A 24,986-nucleotide genomic window follows, 5' to 3' on the forward strand; every position below is an offset into this window, starting at 1 on the left:
AGTGCCAAGGTTCAGCGGGCGCTTGGCAGATGCTCGAACAGGGTCTGGCAGACGCCGGCGATGTGTTCGTCGAGCAGGCGCACGGCCAGCTCCACGTTGCGCTCGCGGCAGGCCTGGAGAATCTCCCGGTGTTCGTGGTCGGCGCGATCCTTGCCGGCCGACAGGCTCATCTGCATGCGCAGGTAACGCTCCAGCTTGTCGTTGACCGAACGAATCATCCCCACCAGGAACGGCCGTTGCGCGGGCTCGTAGAGGCAGGCGTGCAGCGCCCAGTTCAGCTCGGCCCAGCGGCCCACGTCGGTTTCACCGATGAACTCGCGGCAGATGCTCTCGGCGCGGGTAAAAGTGGCCTCGGTCATGTTCGGAATGGCCAGGCGCAGCACCTTGTCTTCGAGCAGCATGCGCACTTCGAACATCTGCGCCAGCTCCGACTCCGACAGGCGCGTGACCATCGCCCCGCGATTGCGCTGGAACATGACCAGACCCTCGGCTTCGAGGCGCTTGAGCGCTTCGCGAACAGGGATCTTGCTGACATTGAACTGGCGGGCGATGTCGTCCTGACGGATCGGTTCGTCCTCGGCAAAATGCCCGGCAACGATCGCGTCGCGCAGGTGCCGGGTGATGATCTCCGAGGTCGAGGGAGAATTGCCGAGGTCCGGCGCGTTGAGTTTGGTCTGGGCCACGGTGCTGGGTCATTCGAGGGATTGAGCGCATATGGTATACAGTTTTTAGGCGGGCTGAACCGGCTTTGATCCGGCTAAGACATCAGGCGCTGCCGCTGATGACGCCGTCGCAGCTTCATCAGCACCCCTGCCAGCAGCGCGCCGCAACCCAGCGCTACCGCTTCCACGCTTGCGCGCTGCCAGTCGCCGGCGACAGCGTAGCGCCACAGGTTCTGCCCCGTGGTCCAGTGATTGAGCAGCGGCAGGCACAGGCACAGCAGCGCCCCCAAGCCGAGCTGTTCGGCCCATGCGCGGTTGCGCGGCCGACACAATGCGTGCAGCAGGGTCGCCAGCCAGATCAGCAGGAAACAGCGTATTTCCCAGTTGGCCCGATCCTGCATCTGCAGTGGCAGCAGCCGGTTGGCATAGAGGTAGGCACAGCACGCCACGCCAATGCCCGCACTGCACGCCACGTTGAGCGCTTCGACACAGTGATAGAAGCGTTGGGTCGCAGCACCGAATTCGTGCTGCCCCTTGATCCGCCGCTTGATCGAGAACAGCAGCGTGCCTGCGACCATCATCAGCGTGCCCAGCAGGCCGCTGGCGAAGTACACCCATCTCAATGCCCAACTGCCGAAATCGGCAAAATGCAGGGAACGCATCACGCCTTCGATGCGTGCGCCCATGGACACGCTGTCCGGGTCAGGCAGCCTGACTTGCAGCACGTCGCCGCTGGCCGCGTCGAACAGCACGCTGGCCTGGGGCGTGAACAGATGGGACGACGGCTGACCGGGGTCGGCACGACCGATGACGCGTACGCTGGCGCTCGCGCTACCGGGCTTGTCCACCAACAGCATCTGCGCGGGCTGCCCGGTCAGTCCGCGGGCCTGTCCAAGCAGGTGCTCCCACGCAGGAGCCCGAGTGTCGAGCGGCGCAGTGTTGCGCACAGCCGGAGCCTGTGGCGCCAGGTCGGCGCTGAAGCGTGCATGGGCACCGTCATTCGAGCCGTACACGGCGTACACCGGCCACGGCATGTAGCTGCTGGCGAAGATGCACAGGCCTGTGTAGGCGATCATCAACTGGAACGGCAAGGTCAGCACGGCCGCGGCGTTGTGTGCATCGAGCCAGGCACGCGGCCCGCGGCCGGGTCGGAAGATGAAGAAGTCGGCGAAGATGCGTCGGTGAATCACGACCCCCGATACCAGTGCAACCAGAAAACCGACGGTCAGCGCGCCGACGATCCAGAAGCCCAGCACCGGCAGTTGCAGCATGTAGTGGAACGACATGAAATGCCGGCCGCCTTCGGTCTTGCGCAGTGCTTGCGACATCACCGGTGTACCGCTCGCAGGGTCGAGAGCGATCTGCCGGGTGCCGCTTGCGTCGCGCCACAGCAGGTGCACGGCCTCGCCCGCAGAGGTCGGCAGCTGCACCCGCCACAGCCGCGCACCGGCGCCGTGTGCAGCCAGGTAGCGCTGCGCTTGCCAGGCAGCAGAGCTTTGATCCAGCGGCTCCCCGGCGTCGACCGGGGCGATCGGCTGCGCCTCCATCCAGCGGGTGATGGGTTCGCGGAACACGCTCAACGAGCCGGTCAGGAAGATCACGCACAGCAGCCAGCCGCAGACCAGGCCGCACCAGGTGTGCAGCCAGCCCAGGGAGCGGCGCAGGGAGCCGTTCAGCGCCCTGATCCCGAGGTCGACGCGATCAGAAATCGCCTCGCAGGGTCAGCATGTAGCTGCGTGGCTCGCCGAACACGTTCGAGCGGTCGACCGCTACCGCAGTGGTGTAGTAACGCTTGTCGAACAGGTTCTCGGCGTTGAGCTGCACCTTCCAGTGCTCGTCCAGCTTCCAGGCCACGCGCGCATCCCAGATCGCATACCCCTGACTGCCAAAGTCCAGCCCGGTGGTCGACGAGGCCTTGTAGTAGGACTGCGCCGACACGCCACCCCCGACGGTCAGCCGGTCCCAGGCACCGGGCGGGTTGTAGCTGGTCTGCAGGCGCAGCATGTGCTTGGGCGTCTCGTAGGCCACCTCGACGTCTTCGGTATTGTTGCGCAGCAGGTTGAAGGTGTAGCCACCGAACACCTGCCAGCCCGGCAGGATCTCGCCGCTGGCTTCCAGGTCGACGCCCTTGCTGCGCTTGATGGTGCCGTTGACGTAGCAGGTGCCCTCGGAGTCGTTGCTGGTGCAGTTGGTATTGGCCAGGTCGACCAGAGCGACGTTGGTCTGCTTGATGTAGAACAGCGCCATCGACAGGTTCAGGCGGTCATCGAACAGCGCGCCCTTGATGCCGGTTTCGTAGTTGTCGCCTTCGGAGGGTGAAAGCGGCGTACCGCTGGTATCGACGTAGTTGCCTTGGGCATTGAAGATTTCCGCATAGCTGGCATACCACGCCCAGTCGTCGCTGATGTCGTAGATCACGCCGGCGTAGGGGGTGACCTTGCGTGTCACCTTGGATTCGTAGGGCAGGGCGGCGCCGCGCTTGATGTCGTAGGTGTAGTCGTACCAGCTGGTGCGACCACCCAGTACCAGGCTCAGCGGTTCGCTCAGGCGCAGCCGCGAGTTGGCGTACAGGCCCGCCCGCTCCTCGGTCATGTCGATATCGGTGCTCCATGCCGGCCTGGCAGGCTTGGCGATGGCATGGTGGTCGACATTGAAAATGTTCAGTGGCCGGTTGCCCAGGCTGGCGGTGGCTTGCTGGGTGTTGGCCTCCTGGCGCGACCAGGTGCCGCCCACGGTGACGTCATGGGTCAGGCCGAAGGCATCGAAATTGCCGCTGACATGGCTGTCCACCCCGGTGCTGGTGACCTTGTCCTGGCGAAACAGTGCGGCCTGAAACACCGAACCGGTATTGGTCACCGGGCTGATGGTCCGTCGCGCATAGGCAATCTGTTGATCGAAGCTGCCTTCGGAAACGGTCACCGAGGTGGTGCTCGACCAGCGCTCGTTGAAGCGGTGCTCGATTTCCGCGAATGCTTCGCTCATCTCGCTCTGGTGACGGTTCCAATCCTGCACCAGCGAAGTGGAGCGGGAGATGTCCAGAGCGTTGCCGTTGCTGTAGCGCGGCAGGCCGTAGATCGAATAGCCGTTAATGACGTTTTCCTGGTGGCGCAGGCTCAGGCTCACGGTGGTGTCCGGGTCGATATCGGCTTCGACGATGCCATACACCAGCGGCGTGCGGGTGTTGCGTTCATCGAGGTAGGAACCGTTGTCTTCGTAGGCCGTGACCAGTCGGCCGCGCACGGTGCCGGTTTCGTTGAGCTTGCCGCTGGCGTCCAGCTCCATGCGGTAGCGGTCCCAGGAACCGGCGCTGGCCTGTACCGTCAGTCGCGGTTCGGCGGTCGGTCGCTTGCGCACCAGGTTCACCGCGCCGCCCGGCTCGCCTGCGCCCACCAGCAGGCCCGCCGCGCCGCGCAGCACTTCGACCCGGTCGTAGATGGCAGTGTCGGGCTTCATCCACCCGGTGATCTGATAGCCCTGGCCAGGCACACCGTCCACCAGAAAGCTTTCCGCCAGCAGCGAGAAACCGCGGGAGGTGTACACATGCCCGCCGAAGTTTCGGTACTGGAACGTGATGCCCGGGGTTTGTTCCAGCACCTTGTCCAGACTGGTGAGCTTCTTGTCGTCCATCAGTTGCCGGGTCACCACGCTGACGGTCTGCGGGGTGTCCTTGAGGCTCAGGTTGAGTTTCGCGGCGGTGCTGCTGCTACCAGTGGTATACGAGCCCGTGCCGTCGGTGCTGCTGCCCAGATCGTTCATGGCATTGACGGTGGTGGCGCCCAGAGCCATGGCGGGATCGTCGCGCGCGGGCAGCTTCTGCAGCACCAGGGTGCGTGCATCGAGCATCTGCCAGCCGAAGCCGCTGCCGCGCAGCAGCGTCTGCAGGGCCTGGTCGAGGGTGTATCGGCCTTTCAAGGCCGGTGCGCGCAGGTTGGCCACATCCGAGGAGTTGAAGATCAGGCGCACGTTGGCCTGGTCTGCCAGTCGGGTCAGCGCCTGATCCAGCGACTGTTCTGCCGATTGCAGGTTCAGGACGGTGGTCGCTTCTGCCCCCTGTGCCGAAGGCGCAAGCAGTGGCAGGCCCGCCGTCATGGCCAGCATCAATGCCAGGCTCAGGGTGCGACCGGTAGCGGGAGTGAACGAAGGGAAACGTGCCTGCATCTGTAAACGTCCGTAAGCCAATGGAGGCGGAATGCCCGAGAATCATGCTTCTCACTCCAACGACGAACGAGGTGACCCGACCTTGCCATCCAGATTGAAAATATTTTCATTATCATCTGCCAATCTGATGATAACCGTTCTCAAGTGGGATAGGATGCGCGCCTCGATCGCCTGGGCCGTGCGCATGTCCGTGTCACCCAACTCCAACCATTTGCTGATGGTCTTTCAGGAGCACTATGCCGACCTGTTGGCCTTTCTGGCACGGCGCTTGGGGAATGTGGAAAAGGCTGCCGACGTGGCGCAGGACACCTACGTGCGCCTGGCTGGCCTGGCCGACACGGCGCAGATCCTCGAGCCCCGCGCTTTCGTCTTCCGCGTGGCCGGCAACCTGGCCATCGACCGCCTGCGCCAGGAACGGCGCTATTGCGCGCTGCAGGTCGATGAACCCGACGAGGAACCTTGTGATCCCATGGCCTCGCCGGAACGCTCCTTTCTTGCCGCCGAAGCCATCGAGCAACTCGACAAGGCCCTGCAGCGCCTGCCCAGCAATGCCCGTCTGGCGTTGCTGCTCAGTCGCCTCGAAGGCCTTACTCACGCAGAGATCGCCACACGCCTCGGGGTGTCGGAAAGCTCGGTAGGCAAGTACATGGTGCACGCCATGCGTCATTGTCGCGATTGGCTTCGTCAGTCGGAGTGCCCTTAGAATGCACGGTACTGACGTCTATGCGGCAACGACCGCGAGCCCATTATCATGACCGAGCCCACCCATCCGAGTGCTTCTGCCGTCGACCTGGAGGACCAGGCCATCGAGCAGTGGGTGCACCTGACATCGGGCCGCGCCAGCGAGGCGGATCGCAGCGCCTTTGCCCGCTGGCGCGGACAGAGCGCGGACCACGAGGCAGCGGCACGCCTGGCCGAGCGGATCTGGCAGGCACTTCCCCAGACTTGCGCCGCGCAGCGCTTCGTTGTGCCCACCAAGGTCACGCGCAGGCCGCTGCGCTGGGCGGCGCTGGCAGCCGGGGTGGGCGCCCTGGCCCTGACCGGGTTGAGCGAGCCGGCCAAGGTGTATTTCGCCGACTATGCCACGGCGGTCGGCGAGCGACGGGCGCTGACCCTCGAAGATGGCAGCCAGGTGTGGTTGAACAGCGGCTCGGCTTTATCGGTTCGCTATTCCTCGTCGCGGCGCGAGATCAGCCTGATCAAGGGCGAAGCGCTGTTCCAGGTGAGCAAGGACGCCTCGCGTCCTTTCGTGGTGCAGGCGTCGGGCGGCAGCGTACAGGCCGTGGGCACCCGCTTCGATGTCGATCGGCAGGGTGAACAGGTGCGTGTCGGGGTGACGGAGGGTGAAGTGAAGGTTTCGTCTGGCGGGGCGGTGGTTCCCCTGAGGGCCGCCCAGCGTCTTGAATACGTTGCGGGAACGGCGCCGTCGCCGACCGGCGCTCTGGACCTGGGCAGCGCGTCGGCCTGGCAGCGCGGCAAGTTGATCTTCAACCGCCAGCCGTTGGCCGAGGTGTTCGCGGACATTGAACGCTATCTGCCTGGCTCGCTGGTGATCGCGGGCAGCCTGCCGACCACGGCAGTGAGTGGCGTGTTCAACCTCGACGACATTCCCGGCATGCTCGAAATGCTCGCCCGCACCCAGCCGGTGAAGATCTATCGAATGCCCTGGCTGACCGTAGTGGTGGTGAATCAGACGCGCGCATGAGCCTGGCATAAAGCCTTGGCCGTCGAGGCAAAAGAGGTTTGGCGGGGGAACAGGGCTATCGAGGGGTGGGACGCTAGGGCGCAAGGCCCTAGCAGACAACGGATATCATTTTTTCTTCTTCGCAGGCTTTTCTGCTTTTTCGACCTTGTCAGACTTCTTGGCCTTTTCAGGCTTGCTGTCGGCTTTCTTGGCAGTTTTCTTCGGCTCGGCGTCTTTCTTCTTGTCTTTCTTGTCCTTGTCGGAGGACTTCGAAAGCGCTGAGGCTGCGGCGGATTTCTTTTCCGGTGACGACTTTTTGTCCTTCATTTCCTTGCTGGCTTTCGAAGCATCGCTTTTGGTTTTCTTCTCGTCTTTAGCCACGTTGACCACCTCTGGAGAAAGTGCCGATATTGACACAGTGCCTGTGGGAATATTCACAAGCTGATCATTAGGCGAACGGCTGGAAAAGCAGTTCAACTTTTTTTGCGAAGCGCGCTGCTGCGCCGACGACCTGCCGGCAACGTTCGGCGCAGTCGGGCTCAGGCGGGTTGAGCCACCACGTTGTTGCTGACATTGCGGCCCAACACCAACACCGTGGCGAACCCCGCGCCAACCAGTGCCGTGGCCAGGCTCAACAGCACCGAGCTGCCCAACCGATCGACGATCTGCCCGCCGAAGAACGACCCCAGGGCAATGATCACCTGAAACAGCGCAACGAACAGGGGCATCCCGCGCTCCACATCCTTGGGCGCGACCACGAACATCCAGATGCTGGCGCAGGCCGGGAAAGCCCCGAAAGCGAAGCCCCAGAGGGCTATCAGCATGGCGGCCCCGGTGATACCAGTGGCGAAATGGGGGAACAGGGCGGTGCTGGTGCCGATCATCAGGGCCACCAGCAACAACGTATTGCGCACGCTGCGGTTGGCGGCGAAGCCGGCGAATACATTGCCCAGCACGCCGGCCATGCCGTAGAGCAGCAACAGCGAGCCGATGGTGGACCCATCGAAGCCGGCGCTCTGCTTGAAGAACGGTGCCACGTAGGTGTACGCGGCGAAGTGCGCCAGGCCGATCAGCAATACGGCGATCAAGCCGACCCGCGCCTGTGCATTGGTGAACAGTGCAGGCAGGTCCCTGACCCGAATGGCCCGGTCCGGATACAGCGGCGGCAGCAGGAAGATCTGCGCCAGCAGTACCGGCACGCCCACCAGCGCGGTGACCAGGAAGGTCATGCGCCAGCCCATCAGGCCACTGAGCCAGGTGCCTACGGGCACGCCCAGTACCGTGGCCAGGGTCACGCCCATCATGATGATCGACGTTGCCTTGGCCACGCCGACGCCCTTGGGCGCCAGTCGACCGCTCAAGGCGATGGCCGTGGCCCAGAAGCCGCCGATGCTGACGCCCAGCAACACGCGGCCGATCAGCAGGACGTTGAAATCGCTGGCGAAGGCCACGATGGTGTTGGCGATGATCATGATCAGCGTCAGGCCGGTCAGCAGGTAGCGACGGTCCATCGCACCGATGCCCACCGACAGCAAGGGCGCAGCAAGCGCAGCCATGATCCCTGGCAGGGTGACCATCAGGCCGGCGCGACCGGCACTGATGCCCAGGTCGCTGGCAACATCGTTGAGCACACCCACGGGCAGAAATTCGCTGGTCACCAGAGCGAAGGCGCCGACGGCGACCGAGAGGATCGCCAGCCACTGTTGCTTGACGCTTTGCGGGGTACGTTCGGAAAGGCCGGGGGCGGCCGAGTGAGGGGTGGGCATGGGCATCGGTTCCAAAGGGGCGTGGCGCCTGCGGGCAGGCGTGAAGAGCGGGGGAATTGGCGGCGATTATAGGGGAGGGTTGCCGCAGCCTGGGAGGCGCGGCGCTTGATAGTGATCATCAGTGAGATCAATGCGCCGCTCGCCCTTGTGGGAGCGGGTCTCTGCCCGCGAAGGACGCACCGCGGTCTGCCTGATTCACCGCAGCGCCTTTTCGCGGCCACGGACCGCTCCTACGATGGGTTGGTGTATTTCTTCCCCTGTAGGAGCGGTCATCGACCGCGAAGGGCGCACTGCGGTCTGCCTGATTCACCGCAGCGTCCTTTTCGCGGCCACGGACCGCTCCTACGATGGCTTGGCGTATTTCTCCCCCCGTAGGAGCGGTCATCGGCCGCGAAGGGTGCACTGCGGTCTGCCTGATTCACCGCAGCGCCTTTTCGCGGCCACGGACCGCTCCTACGATGGGTTGGCGTATTTCTTCCCCCGTAGGAGCGGTCATCGGCCGCGAAGGGCGCACTGCGGTCTGCCTGATTCACCGCAGCGTCCTTTTCGCGGCCACGGACCGCTCCTACGATGGGTTGACGTATTTCTTCCCCCGTAGGAGCGGTCATCGGCCGCGAAGGACGCACTGCGGTCTGCCTGATTCACCGCGGCGTCCTTTTCGCGGGCAGAGCCCGCTCCCACAGGGGATTGGGTAGGCAGACGGCTAGCGGCCCTCCCAGCGCCGGAACAATGCACTGGCGTTGACGCCGCCGAAGCCGAAGCCGTTGGACAGGGCGTAGGTTATCGCTGTCTTGCGTGCAGTCGGACCGACCAGATCGAGCCCGGCTGCCGCCTCGTCCGGCGTGTGCAGGTTCAGCGTCGGCGGTGCAATTTGATCGCGCAAGGCCAACACGGTAAAGATGGCCTCGATCCCACCAGCGGCGCCCAGCAGGTGGCCGGTGGCCGACTTGGTCGAGGTGATGGCAAGGCCGGCCCGAGTGCCGAACAAGGCGCGAATGGCCGCCAGCTCACCCTTGTCGCCGACTGGCGTGGACGTCGCGTGGGCATTGATGTGCTGCACATCCTGGGCGTCGATGCCGCCCTGGCGCAGGGCCTGTTCCATGGCCCGGCGGGCTCCGCTGCCATCTTCCGGGCCGGCCGTCAGGTGGTAGGCGTCGGCACTGGTGCCATACCCAACCAGTTCCGCCAGCGGCGTTGCGCCTCGGGCCAACGCGTGTTCGAGCGATTCGATCACCAGCAGGCCCGCACCCTCGGACATCACGAACCCGTCGCGATCCTGGTCGAACGGCCGCGATGCCTCGCTCGGCCGGTCGTTGAAACCCGTGGACAGCGCACGCGCGGCCGCGAAACAGCCCAGGGTGACGCGGTCGATGGCCGCCTCGGTTCCGCCACAGATGGCAATGTCGGCTTCACCGCTGCGGATCAGTCGTGCGGCATCGCCGATCGCCTGCACGCCCGCGGCGCACGCGGTGACCGGAGCACCCAGGGGGCCTTTGAATCCATTGCTGATGGACACGTGCCCGGCCGCCATGTTGGCCAGGAACGATGGCGCGGTGAACGGTGACAACCGTCGCGGTCCGCGCTCGTCGGTCGTGCGCACGGCCCCGGCGAGCGCGCCGAAGCCGCCGACGCCCGAGCCGATGACGGTTGCCGTGCGCTGCTGCTGGGCTTCGCTGGTGGGGTGCCATCTGGCCTGGGACAGCGCCTCATGCGCGGCGACCAGGGCGAACTCGATGAAGCGGTCCATCTTCTTGCGCTCCTTGGCCGGTATCAGCGCCTGCGCATCGTAGCCCGCCACCGGGTCGGCCTCCAGCGTGGGAACCTGCCCGGCCACGGCGACCCCGGTACCTTCACCGATGTGCGCAGGCAGAGGGCTGATGCCCGACGCACCCGCCAACAGCCGCCGCCAGACCTCGTAGACGCCGCATCCCAGCGGCGTCACCAGCCCGGTACCGGTGACGACGATGCGTTTCTGACCCTGTCGATTGTTCATGGGTGTTTCTCCAAGCCTGTCATTGGATGACGTGTTGAACGGGTATCCGGACGAATGCGGTACCAGATTGAATACATCGCGGGGAGGAATATCAGGGTCATGACCGTCCCGCCGAACGTGCCCCCTATGAGGGTGTAGGCCAAGGTGCCCCAGAACACCGAATGGGTCAGTGGAATGAACGCCAGGATCGCCGCCAGCGCCGTCAGCAGCACCGGCCGGGCGCGCTGCACGGTGGCTTCGACCACGGCGTGGAAAGGCTCCAGGCCGTTCTTCTCATTGAGGTCGATCTGCCCGATCAGAATCAGCGTGTTGCGCATCAGAATGCCAGACAGCGCGATCAGGCCGACCAGGGCATTGATGCCGAACGGCTGGTTGAACAGCAGCAGTGTAGGCACCACGCCGATCAGCCCCAATGGGGCGGTGAGGAACACCATGGTCATGGCTGACATCGAGCGGGTCTGCAGGATGATGATCAGCAGGGTGATGGCGATCATGATCGGAAACAGCGGCGCCAGTGCCGCGGTGGCCTTGGCCGATTCTTCGATGGAGCCTGCCTGTTCGATGCGGTAGCCGTCGGGAAGCGTGGCGATGATCGGTTGCAGGGCTTTCGTCAGTTGGCTGGAGACATCCGGCGGCTGCAGGTGTTCCGCGATGTCGCCGCGTACGGTCAAGGTAGGCACCCGATCGCGGCGGCGCAGAAGCGGATCTTCCATGCGGACCTCGACAGCGCCTATCTGCGACAGCGGGATGCGCTGGCCATTGCCGCCGACGAGGGTGAAGCCGCCGATTTTCGCCGGGTCGAGGCGGATCCCCCCGGCTGCCCGGCCGACCACCTGTACCGAACGAATGTCCTCGCGCACGGCAGTGATCGGTATCCCGGACAACAGGAACTGCAGCTGCTCGGCAACCGCAGCGGAACTCAGGCCCATAGCCTGCAGGCGATCCTGGTCCAGGACGAAATGCAGGGAGGGCACCCGCGGCCCCCAGTCGAGGTTGACGGTGCGCATCATCGTGCTGCCCTGCATGACCGTCTGCACCCTGCCGGCGATTTCACGCAGCACTTGCGGATCCGGCCCCATGACGCGGTAGGCCACCGGGTAGGGCGAGTAGGGCCCGAACACCAGCTGGGTCACCCGCACCCGCGCTTCGGGGGCCAGACCCCGAGCCACGGCCTCGCGGATCTTCAGCTTGAGGGCCTCGCGCGCCGCCGGGCTGTCGGCCAGCACGACGATCTTGGCGAACGAAGGGTCCGGCAGTTCGGGCGCCATCGCCAGATAGAACCGCGGCGGGCCCTGGCCGATGTAGGCAGTCACGACCTTTGCCGCGTCCTGCTGGCGCAGCCAGGCCTCGATCTTGGCGGTGGCTGCGCTGGTCTGCTCGATGGCCGTGCCATAGGGCATCTGCACTTCGATCAGTACTTCCGGCCGATCCGAGGTGGGGAAGAACTGCTTCTTGACCTGTGCCATGCCCACGATCGCCAGGGCGAAAGACAGGAGCACCAAGCCTGCCACCGGCCATTTCCAGCGAATGACCTGATTCAGAAACCGGCGAAAACGGTTGTAGTGAGGGGTGTCGTAGATCGCCCCATGACCGCCTTCGACGGCCTTGATCGCCGGCAGCAGCTTCACCCCCAGATAGGGGGTGAACACCACTGCCACTACCCAGGATGCGATCAGCGCGATGCCGACGATCCAGAACATGTTGCTGGTGTACTCGCCGGCCGTGGACTGGGCGAAGCCGTTGGGCATGAAGCCGACGGCGGTCACCAGGGTGCCGGCCAGCATGGGCGCCGCGGTGTGGCTCCAGGCATAGGCTGACGCCTCGATGCGGTCGTAGCCTTCCTCCATTTTCACCACCATCATCTCGATGGCGATGATTGCGTCGTCCACCAGCAGCCCCAGTGCCAGGATCAGCGAGCCCAGGGTGATGCGGTCGAAATGCTTGCCGGTGGCTTCCATGACCACGAAGACGATCGCCAGGGTCAGCGGCACCGCCGCCGCAACCACCACGCCGACGCGCCAGCCCATGCTCACGAAGCACACCACCATGACCACCAGCAGCGCGACGAAGAACTTGATCATGAACTCGTTCACTGCCGAACCGATGTTCACCGACTGATCGGTGACCTGCGCGAAGGTCATGCCCAGTGGCATCCCGGAGCTGATCCGCGCCGTCTCGCCGGCCAGCGCCTTGCCCAGCTCCAGACCGTTCCAGCCATCACGCATGACCACGCCGAGAAGCAGCGCCGGTTCACCCTGATGGCGCACCATGAACGTGGCCGGGTCTTCGTAGCCGCGCGCAACCGTGGCCACATCGCCCAGCTTGAGCGTGCGCTGGCCGGCGATGACAGGCGTGTCGCGAATGGCGTCCAACGTGCCGAAGGCACCGTCGAGTCGTACCACGACTTGAGGGCCTTGGGTTTCCATGGCGCCTGCGGCGGTCAGCCTGTTCTGTCCGTTCAGGCTGGCGAAGATATCCTGCGGCGAAACGCCCAGCGTCGCCAGGCGCTCATGGGAAAAGGACACGAAGATCCGCTCGGACTGCTCGCCAATGATATTGACCTTCTTCACCCCGGGTACGTGCAGCAGGCGCTGACGCAGTGATTCGGCTTCACGCACCAGCAGGCGTTGCGGCTCGCCTTGCGCCTTGAGCGCGAACAGGGCGAAGGTGACGTCGGCGAACTCATCGTTGACCATGGGTCCGACCACCCCGGCCGGCAGGCTACTGGCCGCATCGCTGAGCTTTTTGCGTGCCTGGTAGAACTCGTCCTCGACCTGAGCAGGCGGGGTCTTGTCCTGCAGAAACAGGAGGGTGAAGGCCAGGCCCGGTCGGGTGTAGGTTTCGCTGCGCTCGTACCATTTCAACTCCTGCAGACGCTTCTCCAGAGGCTCGGCCACCAGGTTCTGCATCTGCTGCGCGGTCGCGCCGGGCCAGGCCGTGACCACGGTCATCTGCTTTACCGTGAACGGCGGATCCTCGGCGCGGCCCAGCTTGAAGAACGACAGGGTGCCGACGATGGCGATCAGGAAAATCAGGAACAGCGTCACCGACCGCTCGCGCACGGCGAGGGCGGACAGGTTGAAGCGACTGCCGCTCATGGCTGAGCCCCGGCCTGGACGCGCAGGTCCTGCGGCGCCAGCAGCACTTCCTCGCCCTCATGAAGCAGGTGCGGGCCCAGGGCAACCAACCGCTCACCTGGAAGCACGCCGCGCACCGTGGCTGTGTCATCTCCCAGGCCGACGACCTGGATTGCCCGCCATGCGATCACCGCCGGCGTGCCCGCGACGATCCACACACCTGGCCCGTTGCCTGGATCGTGAATGGCGGCCATGGGCACGCTCAGGGCGTCGGCTAGCGAAGGCGTCGGGGCAATGGCAAGGGTCACGGTCGAGCCCAGCGGCGCATTGGCCTGTTCGCCGTTCAGCACATAGCGCGCTTCGAAGGTGCGGGTCAGCGGGTCGGCAGCGTCGGCCAGCTGTCGCAGCGTGGCGCTGACGCTGTTGCCGGAACTGCCGAACAGCCTGGCCTGGGCGGTGCTGCCCGGCGCCGGCCGCAGGGTTTCGGGCAGTTGCACGACCGCTTCTCGCAGGCCTGCCTTGGCCAGCTTCACCACAGGTTGTCCGGCGCTCACGACCTGGCCTGGTTCGGCCAGGGTGGCCACGACCACACCGTCGGAATCCGCCGTCAGGGTAGCGTAGCCCGCTTCGTTGCGGCCCACCGCTGCCTGCGCCTGCAGTGCTACCAGATCGGCTCGGGCAGTGTCGGCCGCTGACTTGAAGCGGTCGTAGTTGGCAGCGGAAATGGCGCCGCTGGCAACCAGTTGGCGATTGCGCCGCTCATCGTTCGCAGTCTGCGTGGCCAGCGCCTGGGCGGCGGCCACGGCTTGCTCGCGGGCGTTGGACTGCAGTGCCAGGTCGGCGGGGTCGAGTCGCATCAACCGCTGTCCGCGGCTGACCGACTGGCCAGCATCGACGAAACGCTCCACGACCTTGCCCCCCACTCGAAAGCCCAGGTCGCTTTGCACGCGCGCTGCCACCACACCGGTAAACGCGCGGTCGACATCCGTTGCATGGCCAGCCTCGATCACCCTCACCAAAGGTGGCTGCGTGCGCGGGTCGACAGTGCTGGGCTGGCCGTCGCAGGCGGTCAGAAGCACAGGCAGCAGGCAAATGCCAAGCACAGGAGCGCGAAGCCGAGACATGGGATTCCTTACGCAAGCGGTAGAAGAAATCCGATTCTGATACTAGTGACCAAATCAGTCAATGGTCACATATCAGGGTGCCAGGCTCCTCAGTATCAAGGCGGGCAGTTGCGCGGCGGCGAGCGAGGCGCTCTCGAGGTTGTATTGCAGCTGCACTGGACTGATGTAGGGCCGCATCACCAGAAAGATCCCATGGCTCGCTTCGTCCAAAGGTGTCTGATGTTCGAACTCGCCGGTTTCTCTGCCTTCGCGCAGGATCTGCTCGATCAGCCCACGCAGGCGTTGGCCGTGTGCCGCCGCCGAGGGCCAGTTGTCCCGCGCCGCGACAGCGGCGATGTCGTAGAGCTTGCGATCATGGAAAAACAGCTCGCTGCCGGCTTCCACCACGGCCTTGAACAGACGCGTCAGCTTGTCGGACGGGCTGCTGGCTTCGCCCATGGCCCGATCGACCACGGCCATGATCATGGCCAGCCGGCTGGCGCAGATCATTTCGCCGATCGCCTGCTTGGATTCGAAGAACTTGTAGATGTAGGCCTTGGAAAAGCCGATGGCCTTGGCAAGGTCCGATACCGTGGTCTTGTCATAGCCGTAATGGCCGAAGTGGGCCATGGCGGCCTCGACGATCTGATCGCGAACGCTGTGATCGGATGGGCCCCGTGAGGGGAAAGCGGGGGGCTGGCGGGTCATGGCGGTGGTAGGGCTCGGTAGACGGGGATCTACAGAGAGTGACTGTAACCGCGTCTGGTCACAAGTTCATTTGCGATGCGTCGAGCCTGCGAACGGGCGCTCCCACCCAACGAGCAGCGCCCTCGTAGAAGCGGCCGGTGGCCGCGAAAAGGCCCTGGGCCGGTACGTTGACCTGGCCAAGGGAAGCGAGTGCCGACGGGCCGGGCTGGTTCTAGAAGTCTACGCTGGCCGACAGCTCATAAGTGCGCGGAGCGCCCAGGCCCAGGCTCTGAGTGAGCGGCATGCCCCAGTAATCCTTGTCGGTCAGGTTGCGCACGTTGGCACGCAAGGTCACGGGTTTGTTGGAGACGTGCGTGGTGTAACGCGCACCGGCATCGAAAAGGGTGTAGCCGGGGACGGACAGGCTGTTGTCGGCGTTGATGTATTGCTCGGAGACCGCCGTGGCATTGGCGGTCAGCGTCAGGCCTTCAAGCAGGGGCGTGTCCCATTCCATGCCGAGCTTGCCCTGCAGTTTGGGATAACCGGTGGCCTTCTTGCCGTCCGTGGCGCCACCGGCGCTCTTGGTCACTTCCGGGTCGACGTAGGCAACACCGCCCATCAGCCGCACATCCATCATCGGCGAGCCGAAGAAACCCCACTCCACGCCGCGGTTGCGCTGTTCACCGCCGAACGAATAGATATTGGTGGCCGGGTCGGTGTAGGCGTTCGGGCGCTTGATCTCGAACACCGCCAGGGTGTGGGTGAAGGTGCCCAGGTCGAGCTTGAGGCCGACTTCCTTCTGCTTGGACTTGAACGGCGCGAACACATCACCGGCGTTGGCGGCGCTCGCAGGCGCCGAGGCACCCTTGCTCAGGCCCTCGATGTAGTTGGCATACAGCGACAGGTTGTCGGTGAGCTTGAACAGGATGGCGCCTGCAGGGGAGGTGGCATGGGTATCATAATTGGGTCGGTTGCGCGCGCCGGTGACGACGCTGAACGTATCGGTGACCACTTCCTGACGGCGCACACCCGCAGTGACCTGTAGGCGATTGTCGAACATCGACAGGGTGTCGGCTATGCCGTAGCTCTTCAGGTCGTTTTCGGTGTGCGAAACCGGCGGCCAGGACTCGGGCGATTTTGCTCCCCAGACAGGGTGGTAGATGTTGGTGGTCACGATTGAATTGGGGACCGCACGAAGACCGAAGTTTTTTTCCTTGTCACTGTATTGGGTAGCGTTCACCGACCACTGGTGATTGATGCCGAACGTATCGAAATGACCACGCAGGCCGACCTCGGCCGAGGTTTTCTCGATTTCGGTTTTCAGCAGCCCCATGGTCGTTCTGAAATCACCCGCCGCATTGATCACGGCCGAGGATATGGCTCCGCTGTACTGGTAATGGGTTTTGCTGGTGCCCACCGCACCGTAGGCCATCACGGCGTCGCTGAGGTCGTACTCGCCGCGCAGGATGACGCCTTTGTCCTTGGTTTCGACGTAGGCCCAGTCAGGGTTGAGCAGCGTTCCCGCTTTCGGCGGCTTGGGAATGCCGACGCCGGCAGCCAGGCCAATGCCGCGGTTCTGACCGTTGACACGATCGTCGGCGTCGAAGAGGTCGACGGACAGCCGGGCGCGCTCGCCGCGCCAGTCCAGCGCCAGCGACGACAGCACGTTGCGCGACGACTGGTCATCGGTGGCGGTGTCGCCGTCACGGTAGACACCGTTGAAACGCACACCGAACTGGTTGCCTTCGCCGAAGCGTCGACCGATGTCCAGATGCCCACCGAACTGCGCATCCGATTGGTAGGTGCCGGTCAGACGCGTCAGCGGGGTATCGCCAGCGCGTTTTGGAATCAGGTTGACGATCCCGCCCACCGAGCCGCCCGGTGGCATGCCATTGAGCAGCGCCGAGGGACCCTTGAGCACTTCGATACGCTCGTACATTTCCGGCGATGCCCGGTAGAAGGGTGCCATGCCGTAAAGGCCGTCGACGGTCATGTCGCTGACGCTCACGCCGAAACCGCGGATCGAATAGTTCTCGCCGTAGGTGCCCTTGATACCGTTGTTGAACACGGACGGGTCGGTGGCGGCGATCACGTCGGTGATGTCCTTGGCCTGCCTGTCCCGAATGTATTTGTCGGTGTAGCTGATGGTGCTGAAGGGCGTCTCCATGATGTCTTTGTTGCCGAGCAGGCCGACCCGCCCACCGGTTGCCACTTGTCCGCCGGCGTACTCGGGCATCAGGGTGCCAAGCGTGTCCTGGGTGCCTTCGATTGTGGTCTCGGACAGCACCAGGCTGCCTTTGTCGGGCGCTGTGCGAGCTTTCTCAGCCTGCTCCTGCGTCTCGGCGAGGGCGCCCATCGCAACGCCGCTCAGGCCAAACAGCAAAGCCATGTGCACGGCGGTGCAGGTACGGCTCAGGGCAAATGTCGGTGCTGTCGAGGCTGGATTCGCGGGTCGCGGGTGACGGTGTGGCAACATGCTGGATTCCTTTCGGTTCGGTAATGATTGAAGGCTCACTAGGGTTCCGAAACAAAACGAAATGTCCTCAATGGAAATGATTAACATTCGATAATAATTCTCGTCGCCGTGACCGACCGTTGCCAAGCAGCCACATTTGCCGCTTCGGATCAGTGTGCGTAGCCCTCCATCACCTCATCAGCCATGCGTGAAAGACACGTCACGCTGGCGGTGCACAGGTACCAGGTGCGGGCTTCGACGAAGATCACCCGGCCCTGGGTCCATGCCTTGGTCTTGCGCAGCAGAGGGTTGTCCAGGCTGTCCAGGTTCAGCGCCGGGCGTCGTTCCATGACGGCGGTGCGGTCGATGACATAGAGGATGTCCGGGTCGGCCTGCTGAATGAACTCGTTGGAGATCGGCTGGCCGTGCAGTCCGGCTTCGATGTCGCTGCTGGCGGGCTTCACGCCCAAAGTGTCGAAAATGAAGCCGTAGCGCGATTTCACGCCGTATGAGGTGAAGGCGCCATTGTTGTGCAGCACGATCAGCGCTTTCTCGGGACGCCCCTTGGTGACCTTGCGCGTCTGCTCGACCTTGGCATCCATCAGCGCGACCTTTTCCTCGGCCAATGCCGGTTTGTTCAGGATGCGGCCAAGCAGGGTCAGGTGACGCTTTGCGGTTTCGATGAAATTGCCCTGTTTGTTGGTCAGGTCGATGTCGTCGTAGACCGTCGGTGCGATCTGGCTGAGCTCGTCATAGCTGCGCGCCTGCAACGGCGAGATCAGGATCAGATCGGGCTTGAGCGCGTGCAGGCGCTCGAGGTTGGGGTCGATGGTGGTACCGACATCGGCGATGTTCGGGTCATCGCGGTACTTGAGCAGAAAGTCGGCGACATAGTCTTTGGCGATGCCCACCACCGGCGCGCCGAGTTGGTCGAGGCTGTCCAGCTCGCTCATGTCGAAGGCCACGACACGTTGCGGCAGCTTGTCGATAGTGGTCGTACCCAAGGCATGCTTCACGGTGATCGGCGTGTAGGCGGTGGTGGCAGGCGCGGCTTGCACGGCGGCGGGTGGGGTGACCCCGGCCGTGGGTTGGTCGCAGCCGTAGAGCGTGCTGATGGCCAATGCCAGCAGGCCACCGGCGACCTTGTGGTGTGGGGTGTTCATATCGGTTGCCTTGATGTCGAGGGGTTGAAATAGTTGCAGACGAACCCGCGTTCGCTGCGCAGGATTTCGAAATCCAGTTCGTAGAGATCGCGCAGGCACGCTTCGTTGACCACCTGCGCGACCGGGCCCTGGCTGTGCACGGTGCCGTTCTTGATGGCAACGATGTGGTCGGAATAATTGGCGGCAAAATTGATGTCGTGCACGACCAGGATTACCGTGCGCCCCTGTTCGTCGCACAGCCTGCGCAGGGCGCCCATGATCATCACGGCGTGTTTCATGTCGAGGTTGTTGAGCGGCTCGTCCAGCAGCAGATAGTCGGTCTGCTGGGCGATGGTCATGGCCAGGAACGCCAGCTGCCGTTGTCCACCGCTCAGTTCGTCGATGTAGCAGCTGCGCAGTGCTTGCAGGGACAGAAAACCGATGGCCTGGTCGATTGCCGCGTGGTCGGCGTCGGTGAGGTTGCCATGGCTGTAGGGGAAGCGACCGAAGGCGACCAGTTCTTCGACCGTCAGGCGCAGGCTGAATGCCTGGGTCTGGCGCAGGGTAGCGACTTGCCTTGCGTAATCGCGCACGGCAATGCGGGCGCTGTCGCGGCCGTTCAGGGTCAAGGTGCCCTGCGACGGCTTCTGCAGGCGGGCAATGAGCATCAGCAGGGTAGTCTTGCCGGCGCCGTTGGGACCTATCAACGAGGTCACCTTGCCGGACGGAAACCGCACGCTGACGTCGTTCAGCACCGGGGTGCTGCCGTAGGATTTGTGGACGTGGCTGAGGGCGATCATGGGCTGCCTCGGGTGCGGATCATCAGCGTGAGGAAGTACACGCCACACACTAGGTTGATGAGAATGCTGACGGAGGTGTTGTAGTTGAACAGCTGCTCGACCAGGTACTGGGCAACGATGAACACGCCGATGGCAACACCGCAGGCGGTCGGCAGGGTGGCGTGGTGGCGCGCGGTGCGGGCCAGGGCGTAGCTGATGTTGGCGACGATCACCCCCATGAAGGCGGTGGGGCCGACCAGGCTGGTGGACACGGCCACCAGCACGGCGATCAGCGCCAGTTGCAGGCGCACGCTGGGCGCGTAGTCGACGCCCAGCGAGACGGCCTGGTCGCGGCCCAGCGCCAGTACATCGAGTACCGGCAAGGTACGGTGCACCAGCAGGCATGCGCCGACGACCAGCACGCCGCCGTAGATTACCTGGTCCAGCCGGGCCCGGTTGAACGAGGCATAGCTGAAGCCCTGCAGGATCGAGAACTCGCCTGGGCTGATCTTCAACTGGATGAACTGGGTGAAGGTAGCCATCACCATGCTCAACACCAGCCCCAGCAGCAACAGCAGGTAGACGTTGCCGCGCCCATCGCGGAACAGCCAATGGTGGATCAGCCACGAATAGCCGAGCATCAGCACGATCGACAGCAGCGCGTTGCCGCCCCGGCCGAGCAGTACCAGGCTGTGCGTGCCCAGGCAGAGGATCAACAGGGCCTGGAACAGCAGGTAGATGGACTCGTAACCCATGACCGCTGGAGTCAGGATGCGGTTGCCGACGATCGTCTGGAACATCACCGAGGAGTAGCCGATGCAGACACCGGCGATGACCATGGCGGCCAGACGAATCAGGCGTCGCGGGATCACGTAGGCGAAATCCATTCCCGAGCCCAGCAGCACGAAAGCCACGGCCAACGTCAGTACCGAGAGCCAGAGTCCGTAGCGGGTCGCGTTCGGGCTCATGTGTACTTTCTCAGGAGCACGATCAGGAACACCACGCCGCCGATGCTGCCTGCGGTCAAGCCGATCGGCACCTCGAAGGGGTAGATCAGCAGGCGCCCGATGATGTCGCAGACCAGCAGCAGCGCCGCCCCGCACAGCGCCACGATGGGCAGCGTGCGCTGCAGGTTTTCGCCGTGGTAGAGCGCCACCAGGTTGGGCACCACCAGGCCCACGAAGGGTATCGCCCCCACGGTGATCACCGTCGCCGATACGCACACGGCCACCATCATCAGGCCCACGGCGGCGTTGGCGGCGTAGTTCACCCCCAGGCTGCTGGCCATGCCTTCGCCCATGCCCAGAATGGTGAAGCGCTGGGCGAACAGGTAGGTGAGCAGCACGATCGGCAGGATCAGATAGATGATTTCGTAGTTGCCCTGCACGATCTTGGAGAAGTCGCCGAGCATCCAGCCCTGCATGCTCTGCAGAAGGTTGTGGCGATAGGCGTGGAATTCGGCGAGTGCGCTGAGCACGCTGCCGTACATCAGGCCAACCACGGGTACCAGCACCACGCTCTTGAACTGGATGCGGCGAATGATCGCCACGAAGAGCACGCTGGCAAGAAAGCAGAAGCCCAGGGCGAACAGCATTCTGACCGTGCTGCTCGAGGCCGGGGCGATGGTCAGCGCGACCAGGATTCCCAGCTTGGCCGCATCCAGGCCACCGCAGGTGGCCGGCTCGACGAAGCGGTTGCGCACGATCTGCTGCAGGATCACCCCGCACATGGCCAGCCCGGCACCGGTCAACACCAGTGCCGCGAGGCGCGGCAGACGGCTGGCGGTGAGGGTCAGCCAGGCATCGCCGGAGAAATTCCACAGCTCGCTCCAGGACACCTCCTTGACCCCCAGCGTCAAGGACAGCCCGCACAGCAGCAGGAATGCAACCGGCCAGCTCGCCGCCCTCACGTAGCGTCCTCGTCCGCCGCTGCCGCGGCCAGCCGCCAACCCTTGGCGGCGCGTCGCTGCGCCAGGAAGCGCGCGTAGGGCCCGGCCTGGCGGCTGAGCTGGGCATGGCTGCCCCGTTCGGCGATGCGCCCACTCTCCAGCACCACGATCTGGTCGGCCATTTCCACCGTCGACAGCTGGTGCGCGATCACCACCAGCGTGCGCTTGCCGCGCAACCGGGCCAGGGTTCGCGCGATGGCTGCCTGGTTTTCGGCATCGAGGGCCGAGGTGGCTTCGTCGATCAGCAGGATCGGCGCATCCTTGAGCAGTGCCCGGGCAATCGCGATGCGCTGGCGCTCGCCGCCGGAAAGCCGTGCGCCGCCTTCGCCGACCTGGGTGTCGAGCCCGTGCGGCAAACGTGCGACGATCTCCAGCACGCCGGCCTGCTCGGCAGCCTGCAGGATCTGCTCGCGACTGGCATCGGCCCTGCCGACGCCGATGTTGGCGGCGATGCTGCCCTGGAACAGGTAGGCGTCCTGGAATATCTGACTGGTCTGCGCCGCCAGCCAGGCGCTGGACAGCTGCCGAACGTCCACACCGCCGATCTGTACGCTGCCCTGGCCAACGTCGAAGAAGCGCGCGATCAATCGCACCAGAGTGGTCTTGCCCGATCCTGAGGCGCCGACCACGGCGGTCATGCTTCCCGCCGCGATGTGCAGGTTGATCCCCTGCAGGATCGGCGCCTGGTCGGCGGTGTAGCCGAAGCTCACGTCGTCGAACGCCACGCTGTTGTCGGCAGGCTCCGCCGCTGTCTGCGGCATCGGCATCGGCAGCGGCTGCACGGCGAACAGCTCATCGACCACGGCCAGTTGTCCGCGCGCGCCGCGCAACACTTCGCTGTAGCTGGCGACCTCCAGCAGCGGGTCGATGAACCGACTGGCCAGCACCAGCGCCACCACCAGCGCTGCCATCGAAGCGGGTGTCGCGCTGCCGGCAGACGAGTGCAACGCCCACCCGGCAGCTGCCAGCAGTGCTGCGAAGCTGGCCTGGACGGCCCAGCTGTTGAGTACCACCGACATGGCCGAGACGTGAATCAGGCGCCGGGCCGACTGCTGCTGGCCGGCAATCGCCTGCTGCACAAACCGTGCGCCACCGTCTTCGCCGTTGAATGCGCGCAGGACCGACTGGGCCTGGGCGAACTCCACCATGCGCCGACTGGCTCGGGCGCTGCTGGCATGGAATCGGGCGTCGCTGCGTTGCCCCATCCGGGCCGTCAGGGTGAACACGGCAAGCAACAGCGGCAGGGTCACCGAGGCGATCAGGGCCATCTGCAGATTCAACCAGAACAGCCCGGCCACTACTGCCAGCGGGGTGATGACGCTGGTGATCAGGGGCGTCAGGACGTGGGCGGGCAGTTGTGCCAAGGCCATCATGCCCTGGGTCGAGACATGGCTCAGACGAGCGGTGTTGTCTGGGTCGAACCAGCCGACCGGCAGTCGCGCGACGTGCTCGCTCAAGCGATGGCGGCCGGTTTGCAGCACGGCCATGCCGAAGCGTACGCCGGCTTTCTCGACCACCCGACGCAGCGCCCAGCACAACCCTGCGCCGACCAGCATCGGGACCAGCCCGCGCGTGGCGGCCGTGATGTCGTGGCCCAGCAACCCGGTGAGCACGGGTATCACGGCGACGATGGTCAGCCCGTTGAGCAGCCCGTACAGCAGGGTCAGCCCCAGGTAGCGATAGAGCACGTCGGCGTCGTTGCCCAGCAGCCGCAGGAAAGTGTTCAGCATGGGCCGTGCTCCGCAAGCTCGGTGTTCGGGTAGTCGCCCGCTTGCCACAGCCGGGCGTACCGGCCGCCAGTGGCGAGCAATTGCGCGTGGGTGCCTTGCTCCTGAATGCTGCCGTGGTCGATCAGGATGATGTGGTCGGCGTGCATCACCGTATCCAGACGGTGGGCGATCACCAGCACGGTGCGGCCCTGGGCGAAGCGTGAAAGGGCCTGCTGGATGTGCACCTCGTTCTCGGCGTCGGCGGCGGCGGTGGCTTCGTCGAGGACCAGCACGGCCGGGTCGAGCAGCATGGCGCGGGCAATGCTGACTCGCTGCAGTTCGCCTCCGGACAGTTGCGCGTCTTCGCCCACCACCGAATCGTAGCCACGGGGCAGGGCGATGATCCGCTCGTGCACGTTGGCCAGGCGCGCTGCCTGCTCGATCTCGTCGAGGCTGGCCGAGGCGCGGCCCAGGGCGATGTTGTCGCGCAGGCTGGCGTGGATCAGGCGCACGTCCTGCAGTACGAAGCCGATATGCCGATACAACTGCGTGCTGTCGATCTGGCGCAGGTCGACGCCACCCAGGGTAATGCGCCCGGTATCCGGGTCGAAGAAGCGCAACAACAGGCGCGCCAGGGTCGACTTGCCAGCGCCGGACGGCCCCACCACGGCCGTGACCGTGCCGGGCCTGAGGGTTAGATCGATGTTGCTCAACGCCGGCGTTTCGCCGTCGTAGCTGTAGCTCAGGTTCTGCACCTGCAGTTCGGTTCGTGCCGGCAGGTCGATGGCTGCAGCCGTTGGGCTGGCCAGTTCCGGGGTGGCCAGCAATTGCTGAATGCGCAGGGCCGCGCCCGTTGCGTTGTGCAGGTCATGGGTGATGTAGCTGAGCAGCAGCAAGGGCGCGCACAGGCTGGGCGCCACCAGGACGAAGGGCAGCAGGTCGATGGCTTCGATCCAGCCCAGCCAGGTGAACAGCGTGCCGAACGCCAGCACGATGCCGAGCACCACCACCGGGGTGATCAGCGCATGGGCATTGGCCATGGCACTGACCAGGGGGCGGGCGAAATCCTCGAACGCCAGCGCGAAGCCGTCCACGGCCTCACGGTAGTTGGCCTGGGCCTTGCCCTCGATACCGAAGGACTTGACCACGGTGATGCCGTTGACGAATTCCACCACGGCGTTGTTGATGCGCGCCATCCCGGCGCCGAACGCCTGCATGTTGGCGCTGCTTGCCCGGGTTGCCCTGGAAACGAACAGGAAAAACAGCGGAAAGGGCAGCAGCGAGATGACTGCCATGCGCCAGTCCGTGGCGAACAGGTACACCGTGGCGAACGACACCGCCCCCAGCGAGCGACCGACCGTGGTGTAGAAGTGCGCGGTCAGGCTGTGCAGGGTATCGACGTCATCCTGCATTGCCTGCTTGACCTCGCCCGAGGCCCGCGCGGTGAACCAGCCCAACGGTACCTTGCCCAGCCTGCGGGTAATGGCCAGGCGCAGGTGTGAAGTGATCTGGTTGTCGAGCAGATGGGCGAGCATTTCGCCCAGCGAGAGCAGGATCATGCCCAGCATCAGGCAGGCCAGGCTGCCGGCGATGACGGGCCACACGTGCGCAGTCGACTCCAGCGCCCAGACCCCGCCGTCGGCAGGGTCCAGCGCCAGGCCGGCGAGGTAGGCGATTGCGGCCAGTGGCAGCAAGGTCAGGGCGGTACCCAGGCCGGCGAGGATGGCCGCCACGATCAAGCGGCCACGAATGGGCCTGAGCAGCTGGGATATCGCGCCTTCGGCGACAGGGTGGTCGGTAGCGGGTGCGGCGCTCATTGAATC

18 protein-coding genes are annotated in these 24,986 nt (G+C 64.7%); 2 read left to right on the top strand and 16 right to left on the bottom strand.

The genetic code is table 11. From position 1 onward, the window contains the following. Nucleotides 1-11: 11 nt before the first annotated feature. From IFT75_RS08830 to IFT75_RS08840, 3 genes are all read right to left on the bottom strand, one after another. Entirely contained in the window at nt 12-683 is a 672-nt protein-coding gene (locus IFT75_RS08830; protein ID WP_122478581.1) for a GntR family transcriptional regulator, read from the bottom strand. 74 nt (nt 684-757) lie between these two features. Then, nucleotides 758-2,371, bottom strand: coding sequence for a PepSY-associated TM helix domain-containing protein (locus IFT75_RS08835; RefSeq protein WP_342214374.1), 1,614 nt, complete (start codon nt 2,369-2,371; stop codon nt 758-760). Further along, entirely contained in the window at nt 2,364-4,820 is a 2,457-nt protein-coding gene (locus tag IFT75_RS08840) for a TonB-dependent siderophore receptor (RefSeq protein WP_244652723.1), read from the bottom strand. Before IFT75_RS08840 ends, IFT75_RS08835 begins: the two co-directional genes overlap by 8 nt. A gap of 154 nt (nt 4,821-4,974) precedes the next feature. Here IFT75_RS08840 and IFT75_RS08845 point away from each other — a divergent pair, with 154 nt between their 5' ends. Then, the gene (locus tag IFT75_RS08845) at nt 4,975-5,523 is read left to right on the top strand and encodes a sigma-70 family RNA polymerase sigma factor (protein ID WP_244652724.1); all 549 of its coding nucleotides are present in this window, start codon (nt 4,975-4,977) and stop codon (nt 5,521-5,523) included. Nucleotides 5,524-5,571: 48 nt separating this feature from the next. Then, a complete protein-coding gene (locus IFT75_RS08850) occupies nt 5,572-6,525 on the top strand; it encodes a FecR family protein (RefSeq protein WP_185793585.1) in 954 nt (317 codons plus the stop codon). 105 nt (nt 6,526-6,630) lie between these two features. Here IFT75_RS08850 and IFT75_RS08855 read toward each other — a convergent pair whose 3' ends face one another. The 13 genes from IFT75_RS08855 to IFT75_RS08915 form a co-directional block, all read right to left on the bottom strand. Then, nucleotides 6,631-6,894, bottom strand: coding sequence for a hypothetical protein (locus IFT75_RS08855; protein ID WP_163007615.1), 264 nt, complete (start codon nt 6,892-6,894; stop codon nt 6,631-6,633). 149 nt (nt 6,895-7,043) lie between these two features. Further along, a complete protein-coding gene (locus IFT75_RS08860) occupies nt 7,044-8,270 on the bottom strand; it encodes an MFS transporter (RefSeq protein WP_122478575.1) in 1,227 nt (408 codons plus the stop codon). Between the two features lie 703 nt (nt 8,271-8,973). Continuing rightward, entirely contained in the window at nt 8,974-10,263 is a 1,290-nt protein-coding gene (gene fabF / locus IFT75_RS08865; RefSeq protein ID WP_192054356.1) for a beta-ketoacyl-ACP synthase II, read from the bottom strand. Continuing rightward, complete coding sequence (locus tag IFT75_RS08870) at nt 10,260-13,361, bottom strand: efflux RND transporter permease subunit (RefSeq protein ID WP_192054358.1); 3,102 nt, start codon at nt 13,359-13,361, stop codon at nt 10,260-10,262. Before IFT75_RS08870 ends, fabF begins: the two co-directional genes overlap by 4 nt. Next, nucleotides 13,358-14,464 (bottom strand): efflux RND transporter periplasmic adaptor subunit, encoded by a 1,107-nt coding sequence (locus IFT75_RS08875; protein ID WP_192054360.1) that lies wholly within the window; start codon nt 14,462-14,464, stop codon nt 13,358-13,360. The genes IFT75_RS08870 and IFT75_RS08875 overlap by 4 nt, the downstream gene beginning before the upstream one ends. A gap of 72 nt (nt 14,465-14,536) precedes the next feature. Next, complete coding sequence (locus tag IFT75_RS08880; RefSeq protein WP_192054362.1) at nt 14,537-15,151, bottom strand: TetR/AcrR family transcriptional regulator; 615 nt, start codon at nt 15,149-15,151, stop codon at nt 14,537-14,539. Nucleotides 15,152-15,362: 211 nt separating this feature from the next. Next, nucleotides 15,363-17,606, bottom strand: coding sequence for a TonB-dependent receptor (locus IFT75_RS08885; RefSeq protein ID WP_244652725.1), 2,244 nt, complete (start codon nt 17,604-17,606; stop codon nt 15,363-15,365). 149 nt (nt 17,607-17,755) lie between these two features. Further along, complete coding sequence (locus IFT75_RS08890; RefSeq protein ID WP_192054364.1) at nt 17,756-18,748, bottom strand: siderophore ABC transporter substrate-binding protein; 993 nt, start codon at nt 18,746-18,748, stop codon at nt 17,756-17,758. Next, the gene (locus IFT75_RS08895; protein ID WP_192054366.1) at nt 18,745-19,527 is read right to left on the bottom strand and encodes an iron ABC transporter ATP-binding protein; all 783 of its coding nucleotides are present in this window, start codon (nt 19,525-19,527) and stop codon (nt 18,745-18,747) included. The genes IFT75_RS08890 and IFT75_RS08895 overlap by 4 nt, the downstream gene beginning before the upstream one ends. After that, entirely contained in the window at nt 19,524-20,474 is a 951-nt protein-coding gene (locus IFT75_RS08900; RefSeq protein WP_192054369.1) for an iron chelate uptake ABC transporter family permease subunit, read from the bottom strand. Before IFT75_RS08900 ends, IFT75_RS08895 begins: the two co-directional genes overlap by 4 nt. Then, nucleotides 20,471-21,415 (bottom strand): iron chelate uptake ABC transporter family permease subunit, encoded by a 945-nt coding sequence (locus IFT75_RS08905; RefSeq protein ID WP_192054371.1) that lies wholly within the window; start codon nt 21,413-21,415, stop codon nt 20,471-20,473. Before IFT75_RS08905 ends, IFT75_RS08900 begins: the two co-directional genes overlap by 4 nt. Then, the gene (locus IFT75_RS08910; RefSeq protein WP_192054373.1) at nt 21,412-23,184 is read right to left on the bottom strand and encodes an ABC transporter ATP-binding protein; all 1,773 of its coding nucleotides are present in this window, start codon (nt 23,182-23,184) and stop codon (nt 21,412-21,414) included. The genes IFT75_RS08905 and IFT75_RS08910 overlap by 4 nt, the downstream gene beginning before the upstream one ends. Further along, nucleotides 23,178-24,980, bottom strand: coding sequence for an ABC transporter ATP-binding protein (locus IFT75_RS08915; protein ID WP_192054375.1), 1,803 nt, complete (start codon nt 24,978-24,980; stop codon nt 23,178-23,180). The genes IFT75_RS08910 and IFT75_RS08915 overlap by 7 nt, the downstream gene beginning before the upstream one ends. Nucleotides 24,981-24,986 lie beyond the last annotated feature (6 nt).

Origin of the sequence: Pseudomonas sp. CFBP 8758 (assembly GCF_014841725.1) — a bacterium.
Classification (GTDB): domain Bacteria; phylum Pseudomonadota; class Gammaproteobacteria; order Pseudomonadales; family Pseudomonadaceae; genus Aquipseudomonas; species Aquipseudomonas baltica.